Annotated in this window: 19 protein-coding genes; 18 read left to right on the forward strand and 1 reads right to left on the reverse strand. The window is 65.3% G+C overall.

What is annotated here, in order from left to right; genetic code table 11:
* The first annotated feature begins 50 nt into the window (after positions 1 to 50).
* The 9 genes from ccmA to ccmI all read left to right on the forward strand — a co-directional run bounded on the left by ccmA (position 51) and on the right by ccmI (position 7,473).
* A complete protein-coding gene (gene ccmA / locus G3446_RS13750; RefSeq protein ID WP_164453406.1) occupies positions 51 to 668 on the forward strand; it encodes a cytochrome c biogenesis heme-transporting ATPase CcmA in 618 nt (205 codons plus the stop codon).
* A 6-nt stretch (positions 669 to 674) separates the two neighbouring features.
* A complete protein-coding gene (gene ccmB, locus G3446_RS13755) occupies positions 675 to 1,346 on the forward strand; it encodes a heme exporter protein CcmB (RefSeq protein WP_164453407.1) in 672 nt (223 codons plus the stop codon).
* Between the two features lie 205 nt (positions 1,347 to 1,551).
* Positions 1,552 to 2,310: a cytochrome c biogenesis protein CcsA gene (ccsA, locus tag G3446_RS13760; RefSeq protein WP_164453408.1), complete on the forward strand. Its 759-nt coding sequence runs from the start codon at positions 1,552 to 1,554 to the stop codon at positions 2,308 to 2,310.
* On the forward strand, positions 2,307 to 2,477 hold the full coding sequence (ccmD, locus tag G3446_RS13765; RefSeq protein WP_164453409.1) for a heme exporter protein CcmD: 171 nt from the start codon (positions 2,307 to 2,309) through the stop codon (positions 2,475 to 2,477). The genes ccsA and ccmD overlap by 4 nt, the downstream gene beginning before the upstream one ends.
* Positions 2,474 to 2,941 carry a cytochrome c maturation protein CcmE gene (gene ccmE / locus G3446_RS13770; protein ID WP_164453410.1) on the forward strand — a complete coding sequence of 156 codons (468 nt, stop codon included), beginning with the start codon at positions 2,474 to 2,476 and terminating at the stop codon, positions 2,939 to 2,941. The genes ccmD and ccmE overlap by 4 nt, the downstream gene beginning before the upstream one ends.
* Positions 2,941 to 4,926: a heme lyase CcmF/NrfE family subunit gene (locus G3446_RS13775; protein WP_164453411.1), complete on the forward strand. Its 1,986-nt coding sequence runs from the start codon at positions 2,941 to 2,943 to the stop codon at positions 4,924 to 4,926. Before ccmE ends, G3446_RS13775 begins: the two co-directional genes overlap by 1 nt.
* 193 nt (positions 4,927 to 5,119) lie before the next feature.
* Complete coding sequence (locus tag G3446_RS13780) at positions 5,120 to 5,668, forward strand: DsbE family thiol:disulfide interchange protein (protein WP_164453412.1); 549 nt, start codon at positions 5,120 to 5,122, stop codon at positions 5,666 to 5,668.
* Entirely contained in the window at positions 5,665 to 6,153 is a 489-nt protein-coding gene (locus tag G3446_RS13785) for a cytochrome c-type biogenesis protein (protein ID WP_209262412.1), read from the forward strand. Before G3446_RS13780 ends, G3446_RS13785 begins: the two co-directional genes overlap by 4 nt.
* Positions 6,154 to 6,159: 6 nt before the next feature.
* A complete protein-coding gene (gene ccmI, locus G3446_RS13790) occupies positions 6,160 to 7,473 on the forward strand; it encodes a c-type cytochrome biogenesis protein CcmI (RefSeq protein ID WP_164453413.1) in 1,314 nt (437 codons plus the stop codon).
* Between the two features lie 75 nt (positions 7,474 to 7,548).
* Here ccmI and G3446_RS13795 read toward each other — a convergent pair whose 3' ends face one another.
* On the reverse strand, positions 7,549 to 8,043 hold the full coding sequence (locus G3446_RS13795; protein WP_164453414.1) for a YbhB/YbcL family Raf kinase inhibitor-like protein: 495 nt from the start codon (positions 8,041 to 8,043) through the stop codon (positions 7,549 to 7,551).
* 578 nt (positions 8,044 to 8,621) lie between these two features.
* Between G3446_RS13795 and fusA the strand changes: the two genes are divergently transcribed.
* The 9 genes from fusA (at position 8,622) to G3446_RS13840 (ending at position 25,734) form a co-directional block, all read left to right on the forward strand.
* Entirely contained in the window at positions 8,622 to 10,667 is a 2,046-nt protein-coding gene (fusA, locus tag G3446_RS13800) for an elongation factor G (protein ID WP_164453415.1), read from the forward strand.
* Positions 10,668 to 10,872: 205 nt separating this feature from the next.
* On the forward strand, positions 10,873 to 11,502 hold the full coding sequence (locus G3446_RS13805) for a small multi-drug export protein (RefSeq protein WP_164453416.1): 630 nt from the start codon (positions 10,873 to 10,875) through the stop codon (positions 11,500 to 11,502).
* Between the two features lie 236 nt (positions 11,503 to 11,738).
* Positions 11,739 to 14,393: a pyruvate dehydrogenase (acetyl-transferring), homodimeric type gene (aceE, locus tag G3446_RS13810; RefSeq protein ID WP_164453417.1), complete on the forward strand. Its 2,655-nt coding sequence runs from the start codon at positions 11,739 to 11,741 to the stop codon at positions 14,391 to 14,393.
* Between the two features lie 33 nt (positions 14,394 to 14,426).
* Positions 14,427 to 16,118, forward strand: a complete 1,692-nt coding sequence (aceF, locus tag G3446_RS13815) for a dihydrolipoyllysine-residue acetyltransferase (RefSeq protein WP_164453418.1) — start codon at positions 14,427 to 14,429, stop codon at positions 16,116 to 16,118.
* A 471-nt stretch (positions 16,119 to 16,589) separates the two neighbouring features.
* Entirely contained in the window at positions 16,590 to 18,296 is a 1,707-nt protein-coding gene (gene lpdA / locus G3446_RS13820; protein ID WP_164453419.1) for a dihydrolipoyl dehydrogenase, read from the forward strand.
* Positions 18,297 to 18,325: 29 nt separating this feature from the next.
* The gene (locus tag G3446_RS13825; RefSeq protein WP_164453420.1) at positions 18,326 to 18,892 is read left to right on the forward strand and encodes a Uma2 family endonuclease; all 567 of its coding nucleotides are present in this window, start codon (positions 18,326 to 18,328) and stop codon (positions 18,890 to 18,892) included.
* A gap of 344 nt (positions 18,893 to 19,236) precedes the next feature.
* The gene (locus G3446_RS13830) at positions 19,237 to 20,193 is read left to right on the forward strand and encodes a DUF3298 domain-containing protein (protein WP_164453421.1); all 957 of its coding nucleotides are present in this window, start codon (positions 19,237 to 19,239) and stop codon (positions 20,191 to 20,193) included.
* A gap of 449 nt (positions 20,194 to 20,642) precedes the next feature.
* Entirely contained in the window at positions 20,643 to 23,036 is a 2,394-nt protein-coding gene (locus tag G3446_RS13835; RefSeq protein WP_209262413.1) for a phosphoketolase family protein, read from the forward strand.
* 202 nt (positions 23,037 to 23,238) lie between these two features.
* Positions 23,239 to 25,734 carry a glycogen/starch/alpha-glucan phosphorylase gene (locus tag G3446_RS13840; protein ID WP_164453422.1) on the forward strand — a complete coding sequence of 832 codons (2,496 nt, stop codon included), beginning with the start codon at positions 23,239 to 23,241 and terminating at the stop codon, positions 25,732 to 25,734.
* The last annotated feature ends 220 nt before the right edge of the window (positions 25,735 to 25,954 follow it).

Genomic DNA, 25,954 nt, shown 5'->3' on the forward strand with positions numbered 1-25,954 from the left:
CTCAATCCTTGGACCCACCCGCATCCTCGGGGCGGGAAGCGCCTGACGCGATGCTCGAAGTCCAAGGGCTCGAATGCCGGCGCGGCGACCGGCGCCTCTTCTCCGACCTCAGCTTCGCGCTCGACGGCGGCACGCTGCTGCACGTGCGCGGGCGCAATGGCACGGGCAAGACCACCCTGCTGCGCAGTCTCTGCGGGCTCTTCACGCCAGAGTCCGGGGACATCCGCTGGCGCGGAGAATCCATCCGCGCGCTGGGCGACGACTATCGCCGCGAGCTGCTCTACTTCGGCCACCTCAACGGCATCAAGGGCGAGCTGACGGGCATCGAGAACCTCTCGATCGCCGCAACCCTGGACGGCGACCGCATCTCCGAGGATGCGATCTGGGAGGCGCTGGCGCAAATCGGACTGCGCGGTTTCGAGGATCTGCCCACGCGCATGCTCTCTCAGGGCCAGAAGAAGCGTGTCGCCCTGGCCAGGCTCGTTCTGAGCGGCGCCAGGCTCTGGGTGCTCGACGAGCCCTTCACAGCCCTGGACGTCGACGCCGTCGCCCTGCTGCAGCGACTGATCGCCGAGCATGTGGAGCGCGGCGGCCTGGCCGTGCTGACAACGCACCAAGAAGTCCCCTTGACCTCCGGACAGGTCGAGCGGCTGGACCTGGGGGCCTAAGCCGAGATGTTTCGCGTCTTCTGGACGGTGCTCAAGCGCGACCTGACGCTCGCCATGCGGCGTCGCACGGACGTGCTGACCACCCTCTTCTTCTTCGTCATCGTCGTCAGCCTCTTTCCGCTCGGTGTCGGCACCGAGCGGAAGGTGTTAGCGACGCTGGGGCCCGGCGTGGTCTGGGTCGCCGCCCTGCTCGCCTCCATGCTCGCGCTCGAGCGCCTCTTCGCGGCCGACTACGAAGACGGGACCCTGGAGCAGATGCTGCTGACCGCCCAGCCGCTCTCTCTGCTGGTGCTCGCCAAGGTCGCGGCCCACTGGCTCCTGACCGGCCTGCCATTGGTGCTCATCGCGCCCTTGGTCGGCATGCAGTACCATCTGTCCGACGCGGCGATCGGCGTCATGATGCTCTCGCTGCTGCTGGGCACGCCCGTGCTGAGTCTCATCGGCGCCATCGGCGCGGCCCTGACACTCGGCCTGCGCGGCGGAGGCATCCTCTTGTCGCTGCTGATCCTCCCGCTCTATATTCCCATCCTCGTCTACGGGTCTGGCGCGGTACAGGTCAGCGACATCGCCATCGCGGACACTCAGCCCTATGTCGCGCTGCTCGGGGCCTTTCTCATGGTCGCCGCGATCTTCGCCCCCGTCGCCTCGTCCGCGGCCTTGCGAATCTCGCTCGAGTGATCCCAGGTGCGTCGAATGGAGATCGGCGCGCAGGCAGGCTCCCTAAGCCGCCCTGGCGCTTAGGGACGCATGCACTGATGACCAAGCTGGTCACGAATCCAGTCGGCTCATGAAACCCTGAGCCACAAGCGTTGTCTCAGAGGAGCTGTACGAATCGGCGCGCCGCTGAGCACCCAAGACAAACACAACAGCAATCCGCAAGCGCATGGCATTGAACTGGTTCAAATTCGCTTCACCCGCGTCCTTCTATCCGATCGCCGGCCGATTGGTTCCGGTCTTCTGGGTGCTGACCCTGGCGCTGCTCGCCGTCGGGCTCTATTGGGGCTTCTTCCAGACCGCCGACCAGCTCGGCGGCAGCAACCCGCAGAAGGAGTATTACCGCATCATCTTCATCCACGTGCCGACGGCCTGGATGTCGATGTGGCTCTACATGATCCTGGTCGGCTGGGCCGCCATCGGCCTCGTGTTCAACACCAGGCTCTCCTTCATGATGGCCAACGCGGTCGCCCCAACGGGCGCCATCTTCACCTTCCTCGCGCTCTGGACAGGCGCCTTCTGGGGCCGGCCGAGCTGGGGCACCTATTGGGACTGGGATCCACGGCTGACCTCCGAGCTGGCGCTGTTCTTCCTCTACATCGGCTACATCGCGCTGCATTCGGCGATCGACGACACCCGCCGCGCCGACCGGGCCTCGGCCCTGCTGGCCATCGTCGGGCTCATCATGGTCCCGGTCATCTTCTGGTCCATCAACTGCCCGGATCCCAATCAATGCGCGGCCCTGCATCAGCGCTCCAACCTCATGCGTATCGAGGGCAACATCCTCTTCTCGATGCTCATCATGACGCTGGCCTTTTGGATGTACTCCTTCGCGACCACTTTCATGCGGCTGCGCAGCATCATCCTGACGCGCGAAGCGGAGAGCGCCTGGGTCCAAGACATCCTGACCAAGGAGGCTCGAGCATGAGTGAGTTCTTTTCGCAGGGCGGCTTCGCCTTCTTCGTCTGGGGCGCCTACGGAATGGTCGCCGCTCTTTTGGTCATAGAGATCCTGCAACTTCGCGCGCAACGCCGCACTCTGCTGGCCCGGCTCGGCCGTCTGAGCCGCATGCGCGACACCGGAGCGACAGAATGAAAGCTCGACAGAAACGCCTCGCCTTCGTCGGCCTTGCCATCCTTGGTGTCGGCGCCGCCTCCGCACTGGCGCTGACGGCCCTCAAGGGCAACATCTCCTATTTCTTCAGCCCGTCTCAGGTCGCGGCGAACGAGGCCCCGCCGGACCACGTCTTCCGACTCGGCGGGCTGGTGACCGAGGGCACGATCCAACGTCAAGAGGACGGGCTGACGGTGCATTTCGACGTCACCGACAATGCCGAGACGGTGAAGGTCGCCTACACTGGCATCCTGCCTGACCTCTTCAGCGAAGGGAGCGGCGTCGTTGCCAGGGGCCGACTCGGGTCCGACGGCGTCTTCTACGCCGACGAGGTGCTCGCCAAGCATGACGAAGAGTATATGCCGCCAGAGGTGGCCAGCACGCTCAAGACGGCGCACGCGGAGGGCGTCGCCGACGCGGCGGCCGGCAGCGGGGCACCCAACTGATGGCCCCGGAGCTCGGCCACTTCGCCCTCATCCTCGCGCTGGTACTGGCCGTCATTCAGGCCAGCGTGCCCTTGGTCGGCACCTACACAGGCAACCGCAGCTGGATGTCCATGGCCCGCCCGCTCGCCTGGGGACAGCTGACATTCATCGGGCTCGCCTTCCTGTGCCTGCTGCTGGCCTTCGTGACGGACGATTTCTCGGTGGTCTACGTCGCCACCAACTCCAACACGCTGATGCCGCTCCCCTACAAGATCTCCGCGATCTGGGGAGCCCACGAAGGCTCCCTGCTGCTCTGGGTCTTGATGCTGGCGGGCTGGGGCGCCGCCGTGGGGGCGCTGAGCAAGGGTCTGCCGCTGGCGATGATCGCGCGCGTCATCTCGGTGCAAGGGATGATCGCCATCGGCTTTCTGCTCTTCACCATCCTCACCTCCAATCCCTTCGAGCGCATCTTCCCGGCGCCGCTCGAGGGGCGCGACCTCAATCCCTTGCTCCAAGACCCTGGGCTCGCCATCCACCCGCCGATGCTCTATATGGGCTATGTCGGCTTTTCCGTCGCCTTCGCCTTCGCCATCGCGGCGCTGCTTGGCGGCAAGCTGGACTCCGCCTGGGCGCGCTGGTCCCGCCCCTGGACCACGGTGGCCTGGGTCTTCCTGACCATCGGCATCGCGCTCGGCTCCTGGTGGGCCTACTACGAGCTGGGCTGGGGCGGCTGGTGGTTCTGGGATCCGGTCGAGAACGCCTCCTTCATGCCCTGGCTGGTCGGCACGGCGCTCATGCACTCGCTCGCGGTCACCGAGAAGCGCGCGGCCTTCAAGACCTGGACCGTGCTGCTCGCGATCTCCGCCTTCTCGCTCTCGCTGCTCGGCACCTTCCTGGTCCGCTCGGGCGTCCTCACCTCGGTGCACGCCTTCGCGACTGATCCGACCCGCGGCAGCTTCATCCTGCTCTTCCTCTGCATCGTCATCGGCGGCTCGCTGGCGCTCTACGCCTGGCGCGCGCCTTCGATCTCCGGCGGCGGGCGCTTCGATCTGGTGTCGCGCGAAACCTTTCTGCTGATCAACAATCTGCTGCTCGCAACGCTGGCGGTACTGGTGCTCTTCGGCACCTTGGCGCCACTGATCTACGAGGCCGCGGGCTGGGGCAAGATCTCGGTCGGCTTCCCCTGGTTCAACAAGATGTTCGTCACCCTTTCGCCCTTCCTCGTCCTGGCGGCGGGCATCGGGCCGCTTGCGCACTGGAAGCACGACGCGCCGACACGGCTCCTGAAGGCGCTCTGGCTGGCGCTCGCCTTGAGCATCCTGACCTTCCTGGCGGCCTCGCTGCCCATCTTCTCGGCGGGCAATCTCGCGGTCGGCTTCGGACTCGGCATGGCGGCCTGGGTCCTCGGCAGCCACCTCGCGAGCCTTTTCGACCGCCTCAAGCACAAGCATGGGCTCAAGGGGCTCGCGGCGGACCTCGCCGGCAACAGCCGCAGCTATTACGGCATGTGGCTGGCCCACGTCGGACTGGCGGTCTTCATCGTCGGCGTCACCATGGTCTCGATCCACGGTAACGAGAACGACGTGCGCATGTCGCCTGGTGATGTCCATGAGGAATCTGGTTACCGCTTCCAGTTCAACGGCGTCGAGGCCGTGCAAGGCCCCAATTACAACGCCTTCCAGGGCGACTTCACCGTCTACGAGGGCGAGCGCGAGATCGCACGCCTCTACCCGGAGAAGCGCAACTACTTCTCCGGCGGCATGCCCATGACCGAGGCCGCGATCGACGCCGGTCTGCTGCGCGATATCTACATCTCGCTCGGCGAGCCGGTGGGAGACCAGGGCGACTGGGCCCTGCGGGTCTACTACAAGCCTTATGTTCGCTGGATCTGGCTCGGCTGCATCTTCATGGCGATCGGCGGCCTGCTGGCCGTGACGGATCGGCGCTACCGGCTCGCGCGCCGGGCAGCGACCGCCCCCGTCCCTCGCGGTGCGGCAACGGCCTGACGCGGACCGGCATCGCTCGGAGAGCGACCCTGGGAGCCTTGGCCTCTAGGTCGACGCGTGTCGGCCTGGAGGCCGGCACTCCCAGGACTCAAGCCCTGAGTATCAAGGCGGAGAGCCTTGCTCGAGCCGATACGCCGGACTAGGGTACTTGCCGCTGAAAGACGGACGTTTTCTCAAGAAGATCATTGGACACATGAACAAATCTGCCACTCGCGCACTCATCCCGCTCGGGATCTTCCTCGCCTTGGCGGCCCTGCTCTTCTACGGGCTGCAATTGGACCCGCGCAAGATCCCCTCGCCGCTCGTCGACAAGCCGGCCCCCGACTTCACCCTTGAATCGCTGAAGGACCCGAGTCAGACGCTCACCAAGGACGTCCTCCTGGGCAAGGTCTCGCTGGTCAACGTCTGGGCCTCCTGGTGCCCGTCGTGCCGGCAGGAGCATGGCGAGCTCATGCGCATTGCGCGACGCAACCCGAGCATTCAGGTCGTCGGCTTCAACTGGAAGGACACGCGGCCCGAGGCACTGCAGATGCTCACGCAGTTCGGCGACCCCTACGCGGTGAGCATCTACGACCCCAACAACCACTCGGGGATCGACTGGGGCGTCTACGGTGCGCCCGAGACCTTCATCGTGGATGCCGAAGGCATTATTCGGCACAAGCACGTCGGTCCGATCGACGCCCAGGTGTGGGAGCAGGAGATCCGCCCCATCGTCGAGCAATATCAGGCGAAGAAATCATGACGGCCCGCACCCCGAAGCTCATGCCGGCAGCGCTTGCCCTGGCGGGCGCACTGACGCTCGGCACCGCGCACGCATACACACTCGAGGAGTTCACTTTCGAGGATCCCTCGCAAACGACCGAGTTCCGCGATCTGATCGGCGAGCTGCGCTGCCTGGTCTGTCAGAACGAATCCCTCGCCGGCTCCCAAGCCAGCGTCGCCCAGGATCTCCGCAACGAGGTCTACCGGATGATGCAGGAAGGCAAGACGCGGGACGAGGTTGTCGATTTCCTGGTCGCGCGCTACGGCGACTTCGTGCTCTACGAGCCGCCGATCAAGCCATCCACCTATTTCCTCTGGTTCGGCCCCTTCATCTTCTTCGCGCTCGGCGGCTTTCTGCTGATGCGCGCCATCCAGCGCAAGAAGGCCGAGCCCGAGCAAGACCTCAGCGACGCGGAGCGCGCGCGCCTGCAACAGCTGCTCGCCGACACCAACAAGAAAGACTAAGGCCCCATGATCATTTTCTGGATTCTCGCTGGGGGCCTCCTGGTCCTGGCGCTCATCTTCATCGTCGCGCCCTTGCTTCAAGCCGCCCCCCAAGAGGACCTGGTCGAGCAGGACGCGCTGAACCTCGAAGTCTTTCGCCAGCGCATGAAGGAGCTCGACGCCGACCTCGAGGCGGGCTTCCTGGATCAAGAGCGTTACGCCGCCGCCAGGCACGATCTCGAGCGCGAGCTGCTCTATGACGTCGACGCCGACCGGCAAGCACCCGCGCAAGCGGCCGCATCCTCCGCCGCGAGCCGCTGGCTGGTCGGCACAGCCCTGGTCGTTCTGGCCCCCGTCTCGGCCGTGCTCATCTACCTCCAGCTCGGCGAGCCGCGCCTTGCCGACCCGCTGCAGGTCGCGGCGGCCGTGCAGGCGGCGGAGGAGTCGGGTCAGGGCAGCGGCGCTTCGCTGGACGAGCTGGTCGCTCGGCTGGAGGAGCGCCTGCAGGAGAATCCGGAGGATCTCGACGGCTGGCTGATGCTGGGGCGCACTTACTTTGCGACCGGCAAGACCGAGCAGGGTCTCACGGCCATCGAGAAGGCCTACACGCTGGCCCCGGACCAAGTCGAGGTCAAGCTCGCCTATGCCGAAGCGCTCGCCGCCGCAAGCCCGACCAAGAGCTTGGAAGGCAAGCCGGCGGAGCTGATTCGAGCCGTCCTCGACGAGGATCCGACCAACCCGATCGCACGCTGGCTCAGCGGTATGATCGCATTCCAGAAGGGTCAGTATGCGTCCGCGCTGGATACCTGGGAGGGGATTCTCGCGGAGCTGGACCCAGAGGGTCAGGAAGCAGCCAACTTAAGGGAGATGATCGCCGAGGCAAAGGACCGAGCGGACATGCAGGCAGAAGCCCCACCTGAAGACCCAGCCGAAAGCCTCGCCGAAGCGCCCGCGCCGGAGCCTCAGGCGACGCCCCCAGCGCCGCCGGCGAGCGACGCCGCCATTCAAGTAGAGGTGAGCCTCGATGGGAGCATCGCGGACCGAGCGGCGCCGGAAGACACCGTCTTCGTCTTCGCGCGCGCGGCGGAAGGCCCGCCCATGCCGCTGGCGGTGCAGAGAATCAAGGTCAGCGATCTGCCCAAGTCGATCACCCTCGACGACAGCATGGCGATGACGCCGGCAATGCGGCTTTCCGCCTTCGACACCGTGGTGGTGGGGGCCCGCGTCTCGAAATCCGGCAACGCCATGCCACAGAGCGGCGATCTCTTCGGGGAGGCTGGCCCGCTAGCCCTGGAAGCGCGCACGCAAGCCAGCATCAGGATCGATCAGGTTCGACCCTAGCACCAGCCGCAGGAGCGGCCCGGCAGCACGGGCCGCTTCCCCACACCAGCGTCTTCGCGCGCATCAGCGCTCTGCTCAGACCGCCTCCCGCAGCGTCTCCTTCACATAGGTACCGACCAGCTCGGCGTGGGCGAGGATGTGATCCTCCATCGCGAGCAGCAGATCGTCCTTGCCGGTCTCACCAAGCTCGGCGGGCAGACAGACGTCCAGCGCGTAGAGACGGTGGAAGTAACGATGCCTGCCGATCGGTGGACAAGGCCCCCCATAGCCGGTCCGCCCCCAGCTGTTGATCCCTGCTCCAGCTCCTTCCGGCAGCTCGGCAGCTGCCACAGCCTCGGGCAGCCCTCCGCAGCTTGCGGGAATGTTGTAGAGAATCCAGTGATCCCACACCATCCGCGGCGCGGCGGGATCCGGAGCGTCCGGGTCATCGACGATCAGCACCAGACTTTGCGTCCCTTTCGGAAGCCCTTCCCAAGCGAGCGGAGGCGAGAGATCGTCGCCCTCGCAGGTATAGCGGCGCGGAATCTCACTACCGTCGACGAAAGCATCCGATTTGAGAACCAGTGCCATCTTGTGCCCTCCAGCCATGTGCTAACGTTTTTATCGACATTGGGAGTCTCTCGACGTCTTGAAAGGTTCCTCCTTTCCCTAGCTGTGCGTCCTTCGGCGGCCACCTGGCCGCCGTTTTTTATTCTTTCGACTCCGCCCCCACTGCAGCCTCCCTTCCCTCTCGGCCGCTCCAAGCCCAAGCATACATCACCCTGGAAAAACGACCCGAGCGGCGCCGCAATCATTGTCGCGGCCCAGGATGCTCAGCGAGCGGCGAGAGACCTCGCCGTCAGATGACCTTGAGACATCCGCCCGCTTCCCTGAGCCGACCCGAGGGCAGCGCAGGAGTCCGGCGCGCAGCGGCGATGCACGCGGAGCGCCGGATCAGGCCAAGGCGGACGGCTCGAGATCCTGCTCATTCGAGTCGGGGCTCGCGACAATCGCCTCGCCCTTGACCTGACGCAGCCACCCCGGATTTCGTTATGCTGAGGTCCTGAGTGACGCCGGCGTTACAGTATAATTTCGGCTCATCAAAACGAATCATGAGGGCGTTGAAGAGGCGCCCTGCGTTCCACTCAAGCGCCACGACGGGATCAAAGATGTCTGACTACAATGCTGAAGACGTCCGCAACATCGCCCTGGTCGGCCATGCCGGCTCCGGAAAGACCACCCTGGTGGAAGCGCTGCTCGCCGCCACCAAGGTCATCCCAAACCCCGGCGACGTCACCAAAGGCACGACCGTGTGCGATTTCGATCCGCTGGAGAAGGAGCTGCAGCACTCACTGGACGCCGCCATCACCAGCTTCAACGCCGGTGGCAAGCACGTCAATCTCATCGACACCCCCGGATATCCGGACTTCCTCGGGCGCAGCATCTCGGTGATGCCAGCGGTCGAGACGGCCGCGCTCGTCATCAATGCCCAAGCGGGCATCGAGCCCATGACCACACGCTTGATGAAGGCCGCGGACAACCGCGGCCTTTGTCGTCTGATCATCGTGAATCAGATCGACGCCGCAGACATCGACCTCGCCGAGCTGACCGAGCAGATCCGCGAGACCTTCGGCCCGGAATGCCTGCCCATCAACCTGCCCGCCGACGGCGGCAAGCGCGTGATCGACTGCTTCTTCCAGCCAAGCGGCGAAGGCGCCGATTTCTCCTCGGTGGAAGAGGCGCACAGCCAGATCATCGATCAGGTCGTCGAGGTCGACGAGGAGCTGATGGAGGTCTATCTGGAGCAGGGCCAAGAGCTCAAGCCCGAGCAGCTCCATGACCCCTTCGAGGCGGCCCTGCGCGAGGCGCACCTCATCCCCATCTGCTACGTCTCCGCCGAGACGGGCGCCGGCATCCCCGAGCTGCTCGAGATCATGGAGCGCCTGATGCCGAACCCGGCGGAGGGCAACCCACCGCCCTTCCTCAAGGGCGAGGGCGCGGGCATGGAGCCAGTGCGCGTCAGCCCGGACCCATCGCTGCACGCGGTGGCCCATGTCTTCAAGGTCATCAACGACCCCTTCCGCGGCAAGCTCGGCATCTTCCGCATCCATCAGGGCCGCATCACGGCATCCAGCCAGCTCTTCATCGGCGATGCCCGCAAGCCCTTCAAGATCAGTCACCTCTATCGGCTCAATGGCGCGGAGCAGGTCGAAGTCGATGAGGGTGTGCCGGGCGACATCCTGGCCGTGGCGCGGGTCGACGACATCCACTTCGATGCCGTGCTGCACGACTCGCACGACGAGGACCACTTCCACCTCTCGACGCTCGAGTGCCCCGTCCCCTTGTTCGGCTTGGCCATCAACACGTCCAAGCGCGGCGACGAGCAGAAACTGACGGACGCACTGCACAAGCTGGAGTCGGAAGACCCCTGCTTCCACGTCGAGCACAATGCCACCACCAACGAGACGGTCATCCGCGGCCTCGGCGAGCTGCACCTCAAGGTGCTGCTGCGCCGCCTGTCCGAGCAGTTCCACGTCGAGGTAGATACGCACCCGCCGAGCATTCCCTATCGAGAGACCATCATGGGCAGGGCGGAAGGACACCACAGACACAAGAAGCAGACTGGCGGCGCGGGGCAGTTCGGCGAGGTCTATCTGCGCGTCGAGGCCAAGGAGCGCGGGACCGGCTTCGAGTTCGTCGACGCCGTGGTCGGCGGCGTCATTCCAGGCAACTTCATCCCCTCGATCGAAAAGGGCATTCGTCAGGTCCTGGACGAAGGGGCGGTCGCCGGCTATCCGCTGCAGGACGTCAGGGTCACTGTCTACGACGGCAAGCACCATCCGGTCGACTCCAAGGACATCGCCTTTGCGACCGCCGGGCGCAAGGCCTTCGTCGAGGCCGTATCCAAGGCGCAGCCGGTGATCCTGGAGCCCATCGTCAAGATCCGCATCACGGCACAGGACTCTTCCATGGGCGACATCGCCGGCGATCTCTCCAGCCGACGCGGCCGCATCAACGGCAGCGAGTCCAAGAGCCGCGGGCGCATCGTCATCGAAGGCGAGGTGCCGCTGGCGGAGCTCGACGGCTATGACGCCAGGCTCAAGGCCATGACGGGAGGCGAGGCGACCTACAGCATGGAGCTGAGCCACTATGATCCGGTGCCGGGCAATATCCAGAAGCAGATGACCGACGCCTACCAAAGGGCCGAGGACTGACGCTGGCGCGCCCGCCGGGGCTCTGCGGCCCCGGCGGGCGCAGGCTTGCCTCGAGCAGGGCCAGCCGCCAAGATCCGCCCACCGGCACCATTCGGGCATCGAGTCAATGCGCAGCGACGCTCGGCATCCACGCTCTCGTCTAGCCGGCCGCAAGCCGCCGAGGTTGCCGCCGATCTGGCGGTCTCTGCTGCGCACCCCCGAGGGGATGGTCCTGCTTGCGGGGATCGGGCTGACCCTGATCTCTCTGACCGCGCTGCTGATCGGCGCACTCTGGTCGCCCGATCTGTCCAGACGGCTGCTCGCCGTCGCCGCGACCAACCTCGTCTTCGGGCGTGTCGCCGCCATGTCCTTCGGCTTCGCGCTCGGGCTGAATCATGTCGCGGTCATTCTCCCCAATCTGCTGATGGAGACCATCCTGGTGCTGGTGCTCTATCCGCTCTTCGTCTTCAGCTGGCGCCAGCTCGTCGAGGTTCAGGGCCTGCATCGCTACCTCGGCTCCGTGCGGACCGCGGCCGAGCGCAACCAAGACAGCGTCCGCCGCTACGGGCTCGCGGGACTCTTCATCTTCGTCTGGTCGCCGATCTGGATGACGGGTCCGGTCGTCGGCTGCGCCATCGGCTTCATCATCGGACTGCCCATGCACCTGAACCTCGGGGCCGTTCTCGCGGGCACCTATCTGGCGATCGTCGTCTGGGGATTCGGCGTGCGGGAGCTGCTCGAGCGTGTAGCGGACTTGAGCGCACTCGGCGGGGTCGTCGTCATCGCCGCAGTGATCTTCTTGGCTGGAGTCGGCCTGCTGGCGCACAGGCGCCGACACCGAAAGCACCGCGGCTAGTCGACAACAACCTTTCGTGATCAATCACTTGCTCGGCTCGGGCGCGGCCTTGTTAGACCTGGCGACCGCCACTTCGATGACGCTGCCTCCCTCGCTCCTCTGCAAATCGGATCGGCCGAGATCGGACATCCATGCATTGCGCAAATGAATTCTTAGTATTTAGACGCCTCACAGACATTGTATAATGGCGGCTTTGCCCGAACCGAATCCGCTTTGGACGTATCCCTGGAAGCGACATGACGAAGAAGCCTGATATCGATCCGCAAGAGACACAGGAATGGCTCGATTCGCTCGAGGCCGTCCTTGAGAACGAAGGCATCGAGCGCGCCCATTTCATCCTGGAGCGCCTGATCGACAAGGCCCGCCGCTCCGGTGCCTACCTGCCCTACAGCGCCAACACCGCCTATCTCAACACCATTCCGATGAACCAGGAAGAGCGCTTCCCGGGTGATCTCGCCATGGAGCGGCGCATCCGCTCCTTCGTGCGCTGGAATGCCATGGCGATGGTGGTTCAGGCCAATCGGCTCTCGGCCGAGCTGGGCGGACACATCTCCAGCTTCGCCTCCTCGGCGACCCTGATCGACGTCGCCTACAACCACTTTCTGCATGCGCGGGACAAGGACCACGGCGGCGACCTGGTCTTCTTTCAGGGCCATTCCGCGCCCGGCATCTATGCCCGCGCCTTCCTCGAGGGCCGCATCAGCGAGGAGCAGCTCTACAGCTTCCGCCAGGAGGTCGACGGCAACGGCCTCTCCTCCTATCCCCATCCCTGGCTCATGCCCGGCTTCTGGCAGTTCCCGACGGTCTCCATGGGGCTCGGCCCGTTGATGGCGATCTATCAGGCCCGCTTCATGAAGTACCTGCGCGACCGCGGCCTGGTCAACACCGCCGGGCGCAAGGTCTGGGCCTTCCTCGGCGATGGCGAGATGGACGAGCCCGAGTCCCTTGGCGCCATCTCGCTGGCCGCGCGCGAGCGCCTGGACAACCTGGTCTTCGTCGTCAACTGCAACCTGCAGCGTCTCGACGGCCCGGTGCGCGGCAACGGCAAGATCATCCAGGAGCTGGAGGCCGTCTTCCGCGGCGCTGGCTGGAATGTCATCAAGGTGGTCTGGGGACGCTACTGGGATCCCCTCCTCGCCCGCGACACCCAGGGCCTACTGCTCAAGCGCATGGAAGAGTGTGTCGACGGCGATTACCAGACCTATAAGGCCAAGGGCGGCGCCTACACGCGCGAGCATTTCTTCGGCAAATACCCGGAGCTGAAGGAGATGGTCGCCAACATGACGGACGACGACATCTGGCGCCTCAACCGCGGCGGGCATGATCCCATCAAGGTCTTCAACGCCTACCTGGCCGCCATGGAGACCACGGACAAGCCCACCGTCATCCTGGCGAAGACGGTCAAGGGCTACGGCATGGGCAACGCCGGCGAGGGCATGAACATCACCCATTCCCAGAAGAAGATGGGCGAGGCCGCGCTCAAGACCTTCCGCGACCGCTTCAACATCCCGATCTCGGACGACCAGATCGGCGCCGCGCCCTTCTACAAACCGCCGGCGGACAGCGAGGAGACCAAGTATCTGCACCAAGCGCGCGAGCGCCTCGGCGGCTTTTTGCCGGCGCGCCGCGACGAGGCGCCGCCGCTGGAGGTACCGGGCCTGGACGCCTTCCAGGCCTTGCTCGAGGGCACGGGCGACAAGGAGATGTCGACCACCATGGCCTTCGTGCGCCTGCTGACCATGATCGTGCGCGACAAGAAGATCGGGAAGTACGTGGTGCCCATCGTGCCGGACGAGGCACGCACCTTCGGCATGGAGGGCATGTTCCGCCAGCTCGGCATCTACGCCTCCCAGGGCCAGCTCTACGAGCCGGTCGACGCCGATCAGGTCATGTACTACCGCGAGGACAAGAAGGGGCAGATTCTCCAAGAGGGCATCAACGAGGCCGGCGCCATGTCGTCCTGGATCGCCGCGGCCACGGCCTACGCCAATCACGGCCAGAGCATGATCCCCTTCTACATCTACTACTCCATGTTCGGCTTCCAGCGCATCGGCGACCTGGCCTGGGCGGCGGGAGACATGCGCGCCCGGGGCTTCCTCATCGGCGGCACCGCCGGCCGCACCACGCTCGCGGGCGAGGGCCTGCAGCACCAGGACGGACACAGCCCGCTCCTGGCGGCGACCATCCCCAACTGTGTTGCCTATGACCCCGCCTATGCCTACGAAATGGCGGTCGTCGTTCAGGACGGCCTGAGGCGGATGTATCAGGAGAAGGAGAACCGCTTCTACTACATCACCGCGATGAACGAGAACTATGCTCAGCCCGCCATGCCGGAGGGCAGCGCGGAAGGCATCCTCAAGGGCATGTACCGCGTCCGCCGCGGCGAGGAGCGCGGCCATCGCGTCCAACTGCTCGGCGCAGGCACCATTCTGCGCGAGGTCCTGGCGGCCGCCGAGCTGCTGGAGAAGGACTTCGACGTCGGCTCGGCGGTCTGGAGCGTCACCAGCTTCAACGAGCTGCGCCGCGAGGGCATCGAGGTCGAGCGCTGGAATCTGCTGCACCCCGAGCACGAGCAGCGCACCACCTATGTCGAAGAGCAGCTGGCGGGATCGCGCGGCCCCGTCGTGGCCGCGACGGACTACATGCGCGCCTATGCGGATCAGATTCGTCCCTATGTGCCACAACGCTACGTCGTGCTCGGCACCGACGGCTTCGGGCGCAGCGACATGCGCAGTCAGCTGCGCAAGTTCTTCGAGGTCAACCGCTTCTATGTTGCCGTCGCCGCACTCAAGGCGCTGGCGGACGAGGGCGAGATCCCAACGTCGATGGTCTCCGAGGCCATTGCCAAGTACCGCGTCGACCCGGAAAAACCGCATCCGGTCACGGTGTAAGGCAGCGGGACAATAGGCTTAGGAGGACATCGCGTGGCAACCGTCGAAGAGATTCTATTGCCCGACATCGGGGACTTCTCCGATGTCGAGATCATCGAGATCCTGGTCGCAGAGGGCGACCAGGTCGAGCCCGAGCAGTCGCTGCTCACCCTGGAGAGCGACAAGGCGACCATCGAGATCCCATCCCCCAAGGGTGGAACCGTCAAGGCGCTCAAGGTCAAGGTCGGCGACCGCGTCAACGAGGGTGATCCCCTTCTGGAGCTTGAGCGAGCCGAACAAGGCACCCCGGCGTCGACAGATGCCCCGAGCACCGGAGGAAGCGAGCCGGAGCCACCGGCTCCGCAGCCCGCCAAGCCCGCAGCAGCCGAGCATCCGGCGCGCTCGGGCGCGGCAGCCGAATCTGTCTCTGTGGTGCTCCCGGACATCGGCGACTTCACCGACGTGCCCGTCGTCGAGATCCTGGTCGCCCCCGGCGACCGCGTCGAGGCCGAGCAGTCATTGGTGACGCTGGAGAGCGACAAGGCGACCATGGAGATCCCCTCACCGCAAGCCGGTGTGGTCGAAGGGCTGGCCGTCGCGCTCGGCGACACGCTGAACGCCGGGGATCTCATCCTGACGCTGAGCGTCGAGGGAGCCGCCGACACCGAGGGCGCGGGGTCGCAGTCCGAGCCAGAGACGCCGCAGGCCGCGCCGAAGACGCCCGACGCCAAGCCAGCGGCCGAGACGCCCGCTCAGCGCGCCCCTGGCGAGGCCGAGCGGCGCCAAGCCCCAGTGCTTCCCAGACCCGAGGACATGGCCGCCATCGCGCGGGGACGAAAGGCGCACGCGAGTCCCGCGGTGCGCCAGTTCGCCCGCGAGCTGGGCGTCGACCTCGCGCGGGTCAAGGGCAGCGGCCGCAAGGGACGCATCGTCAAGGACGACGTTCAGGCCTTCGTCCAGCAGGCGCTCGCCCAGGGGAAGCCAAGCGACACCAGTGCGACCTCGGCCTTCCAGCTCCCCGCCGCGCCGGACGTCGACTTCTCCAAGTTCGGTCCCGTCGAGACCCAAGAGCTGCCGCGGATCCGCAAGATCAGCGGCCGGCATCTGCATCGTTGCTGGGTCGGGATTCCCCATGTCACCCAGTTCGACGAGGCGGACATCTCCGAGCTGGAGGCCTTCCGCAAGCAGCAAAAGGACGAGGCGGCGAAGCACGGCGTCAAACTGACGTTCTTGCCCTTCCTTCTGAAGGCGGTCGCGACGGCACTCAACCAGATGCCGGTGCTCAAGGCCTCACTGACGAGCGACGGCGAGCGGCTGGTCCACAAGCACTACACGCACATCGGCGTGGCCGTGGACACGCCCAACGGCCTGGTGGTGCCCGTGGTGCGCGATGTCGACAAGAAGGGGCTCTACACCCTGGCCACCGAGCTGGTCGAGCTGAGCGGCAAGGCGCGCGACGGCAAGCTGCTGCCGGGCGACATGCAGGGCGGCTGCTTCTCCATCTCGAGCCTGGGCGGCATCGGCGGAACGGCCTTCACACCCATCGTCAATGCCCCTGAGGTCGCGATCCTCGGGGTCTCCAGGTCGGAGATGAAGCCGGTCTGGGACGGCAGGGACTTCGAGCCGCGTCTCATGCTGCCGCTCTCACTGTCCTACGACCATCGGGTCGTCGACGGCGCGGACGGCGCGCGCTTCACCAGCCTGCTCCGCCGCCTCTTGGGCGACATCCGCACCCTTCTGCTCTAACCGCGCAAGACGCGTGGCCCGGGCGCAATGCCCGGGCCACACCCAGGGACAGCGCGCCGGCGCTGAGCTTTGGCGCGGCATCGGCAAACAACAGACCGCGCGGACCGACTGCCCGATACCGGTCAGCCTGCGCATCGCCCCGCCACTCCGGCCGCGTCCGCATCGACCGCCGTGACCATTCCTCCGCCTCCGCCTCCGCCGACGCCGACTTCGCCTATCCGCCCCGATCGTTTAGCATTGCGCTCAACCTAGAAGGAGCCGCCAGCGGCCAGCTTCCAGCGGTTGCTTAGCACCGCCGCTCCACGGCTGACGCCTTCGCCCGCCAGGTGAGTCTAGGAGAGCCCCACTGGATGGCCAAATCGCTGATCGCGGCAAGCTGGCCGCTGGAGGCTGGGAGCTGACAGCTCTTCTCAGGCTCAATCAATCACATAGCAGATCGCGCTCCGCGCGGCCAACGAGTAGCAGCACATCATGAGCAACATCATCGAGGTCAAGGTCCCGGATATCGGGGATTTCAAGGATGTGGAGGTCATCGAGATCCTGGTGTCCTCCGGCGACAAGGTGGATCAGGAGGCCTCGCTTATCACGCTCGAGAGCGACAAGGCGACCATGGAGATTCCCGCCCCGCAGGCCGGAGCCGTCGCGGCCCTGAGCGTCAAGGTCGGAGACCGTGTCTCCCAAGGCGATACCATCTTGACGCTCGCGGTCGCTGAGGGCGGCGAGGCACCGCCAAAGGGCCAGGCTCAGGGCGCCGCGGAGGTCGAGACAACAGAGGTCGTCACCGAGGTCGTGGTGCTCGGCGCCGGCCCCGGCGGCTATACGGCCGCCTTCCGGGCGGCCGATCTGGGCAAGAAGGTCGTTCTGATCGAGCGCTACGACAGCCTCGGCGGCGTCTGTCTCAACGTCGGCTGCATCCCGTCCAAGGCGCTCCTGCACACGGCCGCCATCATCGAAGAGGCCAAGACCCTCGGCGGCATGGGCGTCACCTTCGAGCCGCCGAAGATCGACCTCGACAAGATGCGCGCCGGCAAGAACAAGGTCGTCGCCAAGCTGACCGGCGGCCTGGCTGCGCTCGCCAAGCAGCGCAAGGTGCAGGTCGTCCAGGGCACGGGCCGCTTCGAGTCACCCAACCGCATCGGCGTCGACACCAAGGATGGCCGCACGCGCATCCAGTTCGACCACTGCATCATCGCCTGCGGCTCATCCCCCATGAAGATCCCAGGCTTCCCGCACGAGGATCCCCGCGTCATGGACTCGACAGACGCGCTGGAGATCGCGGACGTGCCTGGGCGCATGCTGATCGTCGGCGGCGGCATCATCGGGCTGGAGATGGCCTCGGTCTACAGCGCCCTGGGGACGCAGATCGACGTGGTGGAGCTCAAGAATCAGCTCATGCCAGGCGCCGATCTCGACCTGGTACGCAGCCTCGAGAAGATCATCAAGAAGCGCTATAACAAGATCATGCTGGAGACCAAGGTCGCCAGCATGAGCGCCGGCAAGAAAGGCATCAAGGTCGGCTTCGAGGGCAAGCACCCGGGCGAGGAGACCTACGACAAGGTCCTGGTCGCCGTCGGCCGCCTGCCCAACGGCAAGTTGATCGACGCCGAGACGGCCGGCGTCAAGGTCGACAAGTGGGGCTTCATCAAGGTCGATGCCCATATGCGCACCAATGTGCCCAACATCTTCGCCATCGGCGACGTCGTCGGCGGCCCCATGCTGGCGCACAAGGCCACGCACGAGGCCAAGGTCGCAGCCGAGGTGATCGCCGGACTGCCCGCTCAATTCGACCCCCTGACCATCCCCTCGGTCGCCTACACGGATCCGGAGGTCGCCTGGATGGGCCTGACCGAGACCAAGGCCAAGGAAGACGGCATTGCCTATGAGAAGGGCGTCTTTCCCTGGGCCGCGAGCGGCCGCGCGCTGGGCATCCACCGCGACGAGGGCATGACCAAACTGCTGTTCGACCCGGAGACCAAGCGCATCCTGGGCGCCGGCATCGTGGGACCGAACGCCGGCGAGCTGATCGGCGAGGCGGTTCTGGCGCTGGAGATGGGGGCGGACATGGAGGACATCGGCCTCACCATTCACCCACATCCGACACTCAACGAGACCATTGGTCTGGCGGCTGAGATGGCGCACGGGTCCATCACGGACTTGATGCCCCCCAAGAAGCGCTGACGCGGCGCCTAACGAAGAGGACAGGGCAAATGGGAAACACGGCGGAGCAAGCTCACATCACGCATGAGGATTATCTGGCTGGCGAGCTGGAGTCCCCCATCAAGCATGAGTACCTGGCGGGACAGGTCTTCGCCATGGCCGGGGCGAGCGAGGCACATGCGACCATTGCCGGAAACCTCTTCGCCCTGCTGCGCGCGCACGTCCGCGGAAGCCCCTGCCGCGTCTACATCGCGGACATGAAGGTCCGCGTCGACGCGGCGGACGCCTTCTATTACCCCGACGTCTTCGTCACCTGCAGTGGGACCGACGCCGCCGAGACCTACGTCAAGCGGGATCCGACGCTCATCGTCGAGGTACTGTCAGCCTCGACCGCCGCCTTCGACCACGGCGCGAAATTCGCGCACTATCGCCAGCTGCCCTCCATGCGCGAGTATGTCCTCATCGACCCCGAGCGCCTGTCGATCGACGTCTTCAGGCGCAACGAGATGGATCAATGGGTCCTCTTTCCCTTCACCGCCGGACAGCCCCTGGAGCTTGCATCCATCGGCTTCTCCGCCGAGCTCGAGGCCGTTTACGAAGACGTGGAGCTCGGCTAGGACTCAGCTCCATCTCATGTTCCGGGAACGCGTGACGCTGGGAGTCTTGACCTTCAGGTCAACACCAGTCGGCCTGGAGGCCGACACTCCCAGCACTGATGGCGCCCTCATCGATGCTGGAATCGCAGCTTGGAGCGAAGCGCGGGACTCGGGGACCGGCAGCCAGGTCGGCACAGGATCGCGCAAAGATCGCGAACGACCTTGGAATCGGCGCACGGCGGCTACAGGTCCTAGCCGGCGGCGCCAATCGCGGGACTGAGCTTGAGGTAGATCTGCCGCATGGCAGTCGGTTGAGCTACCCGAGATCGGCGCATCGACTGATCTGGCGACATGGAGACCCCGTCATGCGTGTCCGCAGCCTCATCGCCGCATTCCTCATTGGCGTCGCGCCCGCCTCCCAAGCGACGAGCTTCGACTGCGGCAAGGCCGCCACCTGGGTCGAAAAGACCCTCTGCCGGGATGCCTCGCTCGGCGCGCTTGACGAGACCATGGCGGACAGCTTTCGGGCAGCGCGCGAAGCTGCGTCCGATCCGGACTCGCTGCTCGCCGAGCAGCGCGCCTGGCTGAAGCGGCGCAACCGCTGCAGCAATATCACCTGCCTGCACGACCTCTACGAGGCCCGGATCCAGGCCCTGAGGACAAGGGCCCCGGGTGCTCGAGATCAAGCCGCCCCAGCTGTATCAGAGGGCCGCATCACGGACACAGGTCCCCGCCACTCCCTGTCCGCCCTCTACCCCGTCTTCACGGACGCCGCGCTGGCCGAGGTCAATCCCGAGGTCCGCCGCTTCGTCGAGTCCCTGGTCCAGCCCTTCCTCGAAGAGCTGGCAAACGAGGAGGCGGCGGATGCCCAGCTCGAAGTGCCGCCCTGGTCCCTCCAGATCACCTATGCGCCGCCCTATGTCGCCCCGCACTACGTCGCGGTCGATTTCAACGGCTACGACTATCGCGGCGGGGCGCACGGCATGCCGATCATCGCCCCGCTGGTGCTCGCGCGGCCAAGCGGGCAGCAGCTTTCCCCTGCGGATCTCTTCCTCCCGGGGAGCGACTGGCTGGGGTTTCTCTCTGGCTATTGCTATGACGAGCTCCAGGACCAGGATTTCGTCTCGGCGGACACCGACTGGCTCAAGTCCGGCACGGCGCCAAAGGCGGAGAACTATCAGTGGCTCTTCCCCGGCCCCGAGGGTCTGACGGTCACCTTCCCCCCCTATGCGGTTGCGCCCTATGCGGCCGGGCCGCAGTCGGTCCTGATTCCCTATGCCCGCCTTTCCGGGATGCTGCGCCCAGATCTCTTCGGCCCCTAGCGCCCAGCCCCGGCGATACCGGACGATGCCGACAGCAATCGTCATGTCCTCGTCATCCCGCAGACCCATGTTCCCGCTAGCCTGTGAGCGCGAAAACGCGACTCGGAAGCCCGGGACCATTCTGGCCCCTGAAAGACGCATCAACCTAGTTGGAGCAGTCAGCTACCAGCCGCCAGCCGCCAGCCGCCAGCCGCCAGCCGCCAGCGGATGAAACTCATACAGTTGCCGGATTGTCTGGCGGACCAGCCGCTCACCCCTTGGGTGACTCGGAGAAAACCTGAAAGCAGCCCCGAAACAAAGCTCTAAGCTGGCTGCTGGTAGCTGGTAGCTCTTTCTAGGATCAAGCGCAGCGACCAATCGGGTCGCACACCGCTTGCGCAGGCCGAGAGCCTCGATGCATCCCTGGCGCAAGCCCATTTCAGCCCCATCGCCAAGCTGGAGGAGCACTCATGACGACCACACCCGCCTCCCAAGCCCGCTCGACCGATCCGCTATCCGCCGAGGAGATCGGCAAGCTGGATGCCTACTGGCGCGCCTGCTGCTATCTCGCCGTCGGCATGATCTATCTGCGCGACAACCCGCTGCTTAGAGAGCCGCTCAAAGAGGAGCACCTCAAGAACCGGCTGCTCGGCCATTGGGGCGCGAGCCCCGGCCTCTCCTTCATGTACGTACACCTGAACCGCATCATCAAGGCCCACCGGCAAGCGGCCATCTTCCTCGCTGGCCCAGGCCACGGCGCGCCCGGCGTCCTCGCCCCCGTCTATCTGGAAGGCACCTACTCGGAGATCTATCCGAACAAGAGCGAGGACGAGGAAGGCATGAAGGCCTTCTTCAAGCAGTTCTCCTTTCCGGGCGGCATCGGCTCGCACTGCACGCCCGAGACCCCAGGCTCCATCCACGAGGGCGGCGAGCTGGGCTATTCCATCTCGCACGCCTTCGGCGCCGCCTTCGACAACCCGGACCTCTTGGTCGCCGTGGCGGTCGGCGACGGCGAGTCCGAGACCGGCCCGCTCGCCACCTCCTGGCACTCCAGCAAGTTCCTCAACCCCATCCGCGATGGGGCCGTGCTGCCGATCCTCCATCTCAACGGCTACAAGATCAACAATCCAACCCTATTGTCACGCATCCCCAACGAGGAGCTGGCGGACCTCTTCCGCGGCTACGGCTGGACCCCGCACTTCGTCGAGGGCGACGACCCCATGGCCATGCACCAGCGCATGGCCGAGACGATGGACACCTGCCACCGCGAGATCCGCGGCTTCCAGGAGGCGGCGCGCGCCAGCGGCGAGGCGACGCGCTGCCATTGGCCCATGATCGTGCTGCGCACGCCCAAGGGCTGGACGGGACCGGACGAGGTCGACGGTCACAAGGTCGAGGGCTTCTGGCGCGCCCACCAGGTGCCGCTCTCGGGGATGCACAACAACCCCGCGCATCTCAAGCAGCTCGAGGATTGGATGAAGCGCTACCGTCCCGACGCGCTCTTCGACGCCAGCGGCCGCCTCCTCCCCGAAATCAAGGCGCTGGCCCCCGAGGGCGATCTGCGCATGAGCGCCAGTCCGCACGCCAACGGCGGCCTGCTGCGACGCGCCCTGCGCATGCCCGACTTCCGGCACTATGCCCAGGAGGTCCCGGAGCCCGGGAAGCTGCGCGCCATGAACACCAAGCCGGTCGGTGCCCTGCTGCGCGACATCATGGCCAAGAACAGGGACAACTTCCGCGTCTTCGGCCCAGACGAAAACACCTCCAACAAGCTCGACGCCATCTACGAGGTCAGCAAGAAGCTCTGGCTGTGCGACTACAAGCCGGAAGACGCCGACGGCGGCGAGCTCGCGCCCGACGGCCGCGTCATGGAGATGCTCTCCGAGCACACCCTGGAGGGCTGGTACGAAGGCTATATCCTGACCGGACGCCACGGCTTCTTCGCCACCTACGAGGCCTTCGTCCATGTCATCGACTCCATGTACAACCAGCACGCCAAGTGGCTGGCGATCTGCGAAGAGATCCCCTGGCGCGCGCGCATCTCCTCCCTCAATCTCCTCATCACCTCGACGGTCTGGCGCCAGGACCACAATGGCTTCACCCATCAGGATCCGGGCTTCCTCGACGTCGTGGTCAACAAGAACCCGGAAGTCACCCGCATCTATCTGCCGCCGGACGTCAACACCCTGCTCTCCACGGTCAACCACTGTCTGCAGAGCCGCGACGACATCAATGTCATCGTCGCCGACAAGCAGAATCACCTGCAGTTTCTGGACATGGACGCCGCCATCAAGCACTGCACCAAGGGCATCGGCATCTGGGAGTGGGCCAGCAACGATCAGGGCAGCGAGCCGGATGCCGTGCTGGTCGGCTGCGGCGACATCCCGACCAAGGAGGCGCTCGCGGCCACGGCCCTGCTGCGCGAGCACTTCGAGGACATCCGGATCCGCTTCATCAACGTGGTCGACCTCTTCAAGCTCCAGCCCGCCGGCGAGCATCCGCATGGCCTGAGCGACGCCGACTTCGACAGCCTCTTCACCAAGGACAAGCCGGTCATCTTCAACTTCCACGGCTATCCCTGGCTGATCCACCGCCTCGCCTATCGCCGCACCAACCACGCCCATCTGCACGTGCGCGGCTATAAGGAGAAGGGCAATATCAACACCCCGCTGGAGCTCGCCATCAACAACGAGATCGACCGCTTCAGCCTGGCCATCGACGTCATCAACCGGGTGCCACGCCTCCAGGTGGCCGGCGCGCACGTCAAGGAGAAGCTCAAGGACATGCAGATCGACTGCCGCAACTACGCCCATGAGCACGGCATCGACAAGCCCGAGGTCGACGACTGGACCTGGCCGTTCTGACGCCGCGCAGGCCCCCGCTCATCGTCGCCCCAAGCCGTGAGATTCCGCGGCTGGGGGCGACCAATGGAGTCTGCGTCCAGCACTGATCTTTCCAGTCCCGCTCTGCGTATCGCCCCGCTAGCGGGGGACCGACTTTCCAGTTATACCTTGGATCAGAGCTTTCTCATCCTCGATCCCGATCACCCGCTCAAGAGGTACCCCAATGAGCAAGGCGAAAGCCTCCAGCCCAAAGGCAGCGGAGCGCGAGCACACCCGCACGGGCATGTCCAAGGCGGCCCTCAAGCAGGACTTCCTGGACAACCTCTTCTACATCCAAGGACGCTTTCGCGAGGTCGCGGCCCCGCACGACCTCTACATGGCCGCCGCCTATACCACGCGCGACCGCCTGCTCCAGCGCTGGGTCAAATCGGCCCAGGCCTTCAAGACACTGCACGCGCGCACCCTCTGCTACCTCTCTGCCGAGTTCCTTCTCGGGCCGCACCTGGCGAACAATCTCGTCAATCTGGGCATCACCGGGACGGCCCAAGAGGCGGGCCGGGAGCTTGACCTGGACTTCGACGCCATCCTGGAGGAAGAGGAAGAGCCGGGACTGGGCAACGGTGGCCTGGGACGCCTCGCGGCCTGCTTCATGGACTCGCTCTCGACCTGCCAGATCCCGGCCATCGGCTATGGCATCCGCTACGAGTTCGGCATCTTCGATCAGGCGATCGAGGACGGCTGGCAGGTCGAGAAGAGCGACACCTGGCTGCGCAATGGCAACCCCTGGGAGATCCCGCGCCCCAAGATCCGCTTCCCGGTGCTCTATGGGGGCCATACGGAGCAGTATCGCGATCAGAACGGGCAGACCCGCATGCGCTGGGTGCCGTCCTGGGAGATCGATGGGGTTGCCTATGACACGCCCATCCTTGGCTACGGAGTCGGCAACGTCAATCTGCTGCGGCTCTGGAAGGCAGAGGCCTCGGAATCCTTCGACTTTCAGGCCTTCAACGTGGGCGACTACTATGGCGCCGTGCATGCCAAGATCGAGGCCGAGACCATCTCCAAGGTGCTCTATCCCAATGACGAGCCCGAGGCCGGCAAGGAGCTGCGCCTCAAGCAGCAGCACTTCTTCGTCTCCTGCTCGCTGCAGGACATGATCCGGCTGCACCTCAATACGGTTGGCCCGCTCGACACCTTCGCCGACAAGTTCGTCGCCCAGCTCAACGACACCCACCCGGCCCTCTCGGTCGCCGAGCTGATGCGCCTGCTCATGGACGACCACGCCATGACCTGGGACGACGCCTGGGAGACGACCCGGCGCACCTTCTGCTACACCAACCACACACTCCTCCCGGAGGCGCTCGAAACCTGGTCGGTCGCCCTCTTCGAGCGCCTGCTGCCGCGCCACCTGGAGATCGTCTACGAGATCAACCGACACTTCCTCGACGAGGTGCGGATGCGCTTCCTGGGGGACGAGGATCACGTCCGACGCCTGTCCTTGATCGCGGAGGACGGCGAGCGCCGGGTGCGGATGGCGCACCTGGCCGTGATCGGCAGCAAGGCCGTCAATGGGGTCGCGGCGCTCCATTCGGAGCTGGTGAAGAGCACCCTCTTCAAAGACTTCTACGACCTTTGGCCGGAGAAGTTCCACAACGTCACCAATGGCGTGACGCCGCGCCGCTTCATCGTGGTCAGCAACCCGCGCCTCGCGCGCCTGATCAGCGATTGCTGCGGTCAGGACGATTGGATTCGGGACCTCGACAAGGTCAGAGAGCTGGAGTCGCATGCGGAGAGCACCGACCTGCAGGCGCAATGGAAAGCGGCGAAGCTGGCCGCCAAGCGCGATCTCGCGGCCTGGCTGAAGCAGGCGACGGGAGTCGCGCTCGACCCCGAGGCCATGTTCGACGTCCAGGCCAAGCGGATTCACGAGTACAAACGCCAGCACCTCAACGCCCTGCACATCGTGCGCTGCTACCAAAGACTCAAGCAGGGGCTGGTGAGAGATCCCGTGCCGCGCGCCTTCATCTTCGGCGGCAAGGCCGCGCCCGGATACTTCCTCGCCAAGCTCATCATCAAGCTGATCAATGCCATCGCCGACGTTATCAACAACGACCCCGAGGTCAACGGCTTCATGCGCGTCGTCTTCATGCCCGACTTCAACGTCAAGACGGGGCAGCGCCTCTACCCGGCCGCCGACCTGTCCGAGCAGATCTCGCTCGCGGGCAAGGAGGCCTCAGGGACCGGCAACATGAAGTTCTCTATGAACGGCGCCTTGACCATCGGAACGCTGGATGGCGCCAACGTCGAGATCCGCGACGCGGTCGGCGAGGAGAACTTCTTCCTGTTCGGCATGACCGCCGAAGACGTGCACGAAAAGCAGATGGGGGGCTACCGCCCCTGGGACTACTACCACGGCGATCACGAGCTGAAGGCCGACATCGACCTCATCAACTCCGGACTCTTCTCGCACGGCGACACCAAGCTCTTCCGTCCGCTCACCGACAACCTCATCAACCACGACCCCTTCATGGTCCTGGCCGACTATCGCGCCTACATCGAATGCCAGCACCGCGTCAGCGAGGCCTACAGGGACCAGCAGCACTGGGTCCGCATGTCGATACTCAACGTCGCGCGCATGGGCTATTTCTCGTCCGATCGCGCGATTCGCGAATATGCGAGAAACATCTGGGATATCGAGCCGACGCCCATCGATCTGTAGCTCCGCAAAGACGCCCGAGGACCGACGGCCCTGGTCACCTGCGGGAATCCGCGGAAACACAAGCCCAGGGCAAGCGCAAAGCCCTTGAGAGCCATGGATACGCGCCTGAGAGGCTGTCTGGAAATCATGGTCGAGACATTTGTAGGGGCGAATTCATTCGCCCCTGGTCCGGCGGTTGGGCGAATGAATTCGCCCCTACACGTTTTTCCAGACAGCTTCT

Origin of the sequence: Thiorhodococcus minor (assembly GCF_010820565.1) — a bacterium.
GTDB classification, from domain to species: Bacteria; Pseudomonadota; Gammaproteobacteria; order Chromatiales; family Chromatiaceae; genus Thiorhodococcus; species Thiorhodococcus minor.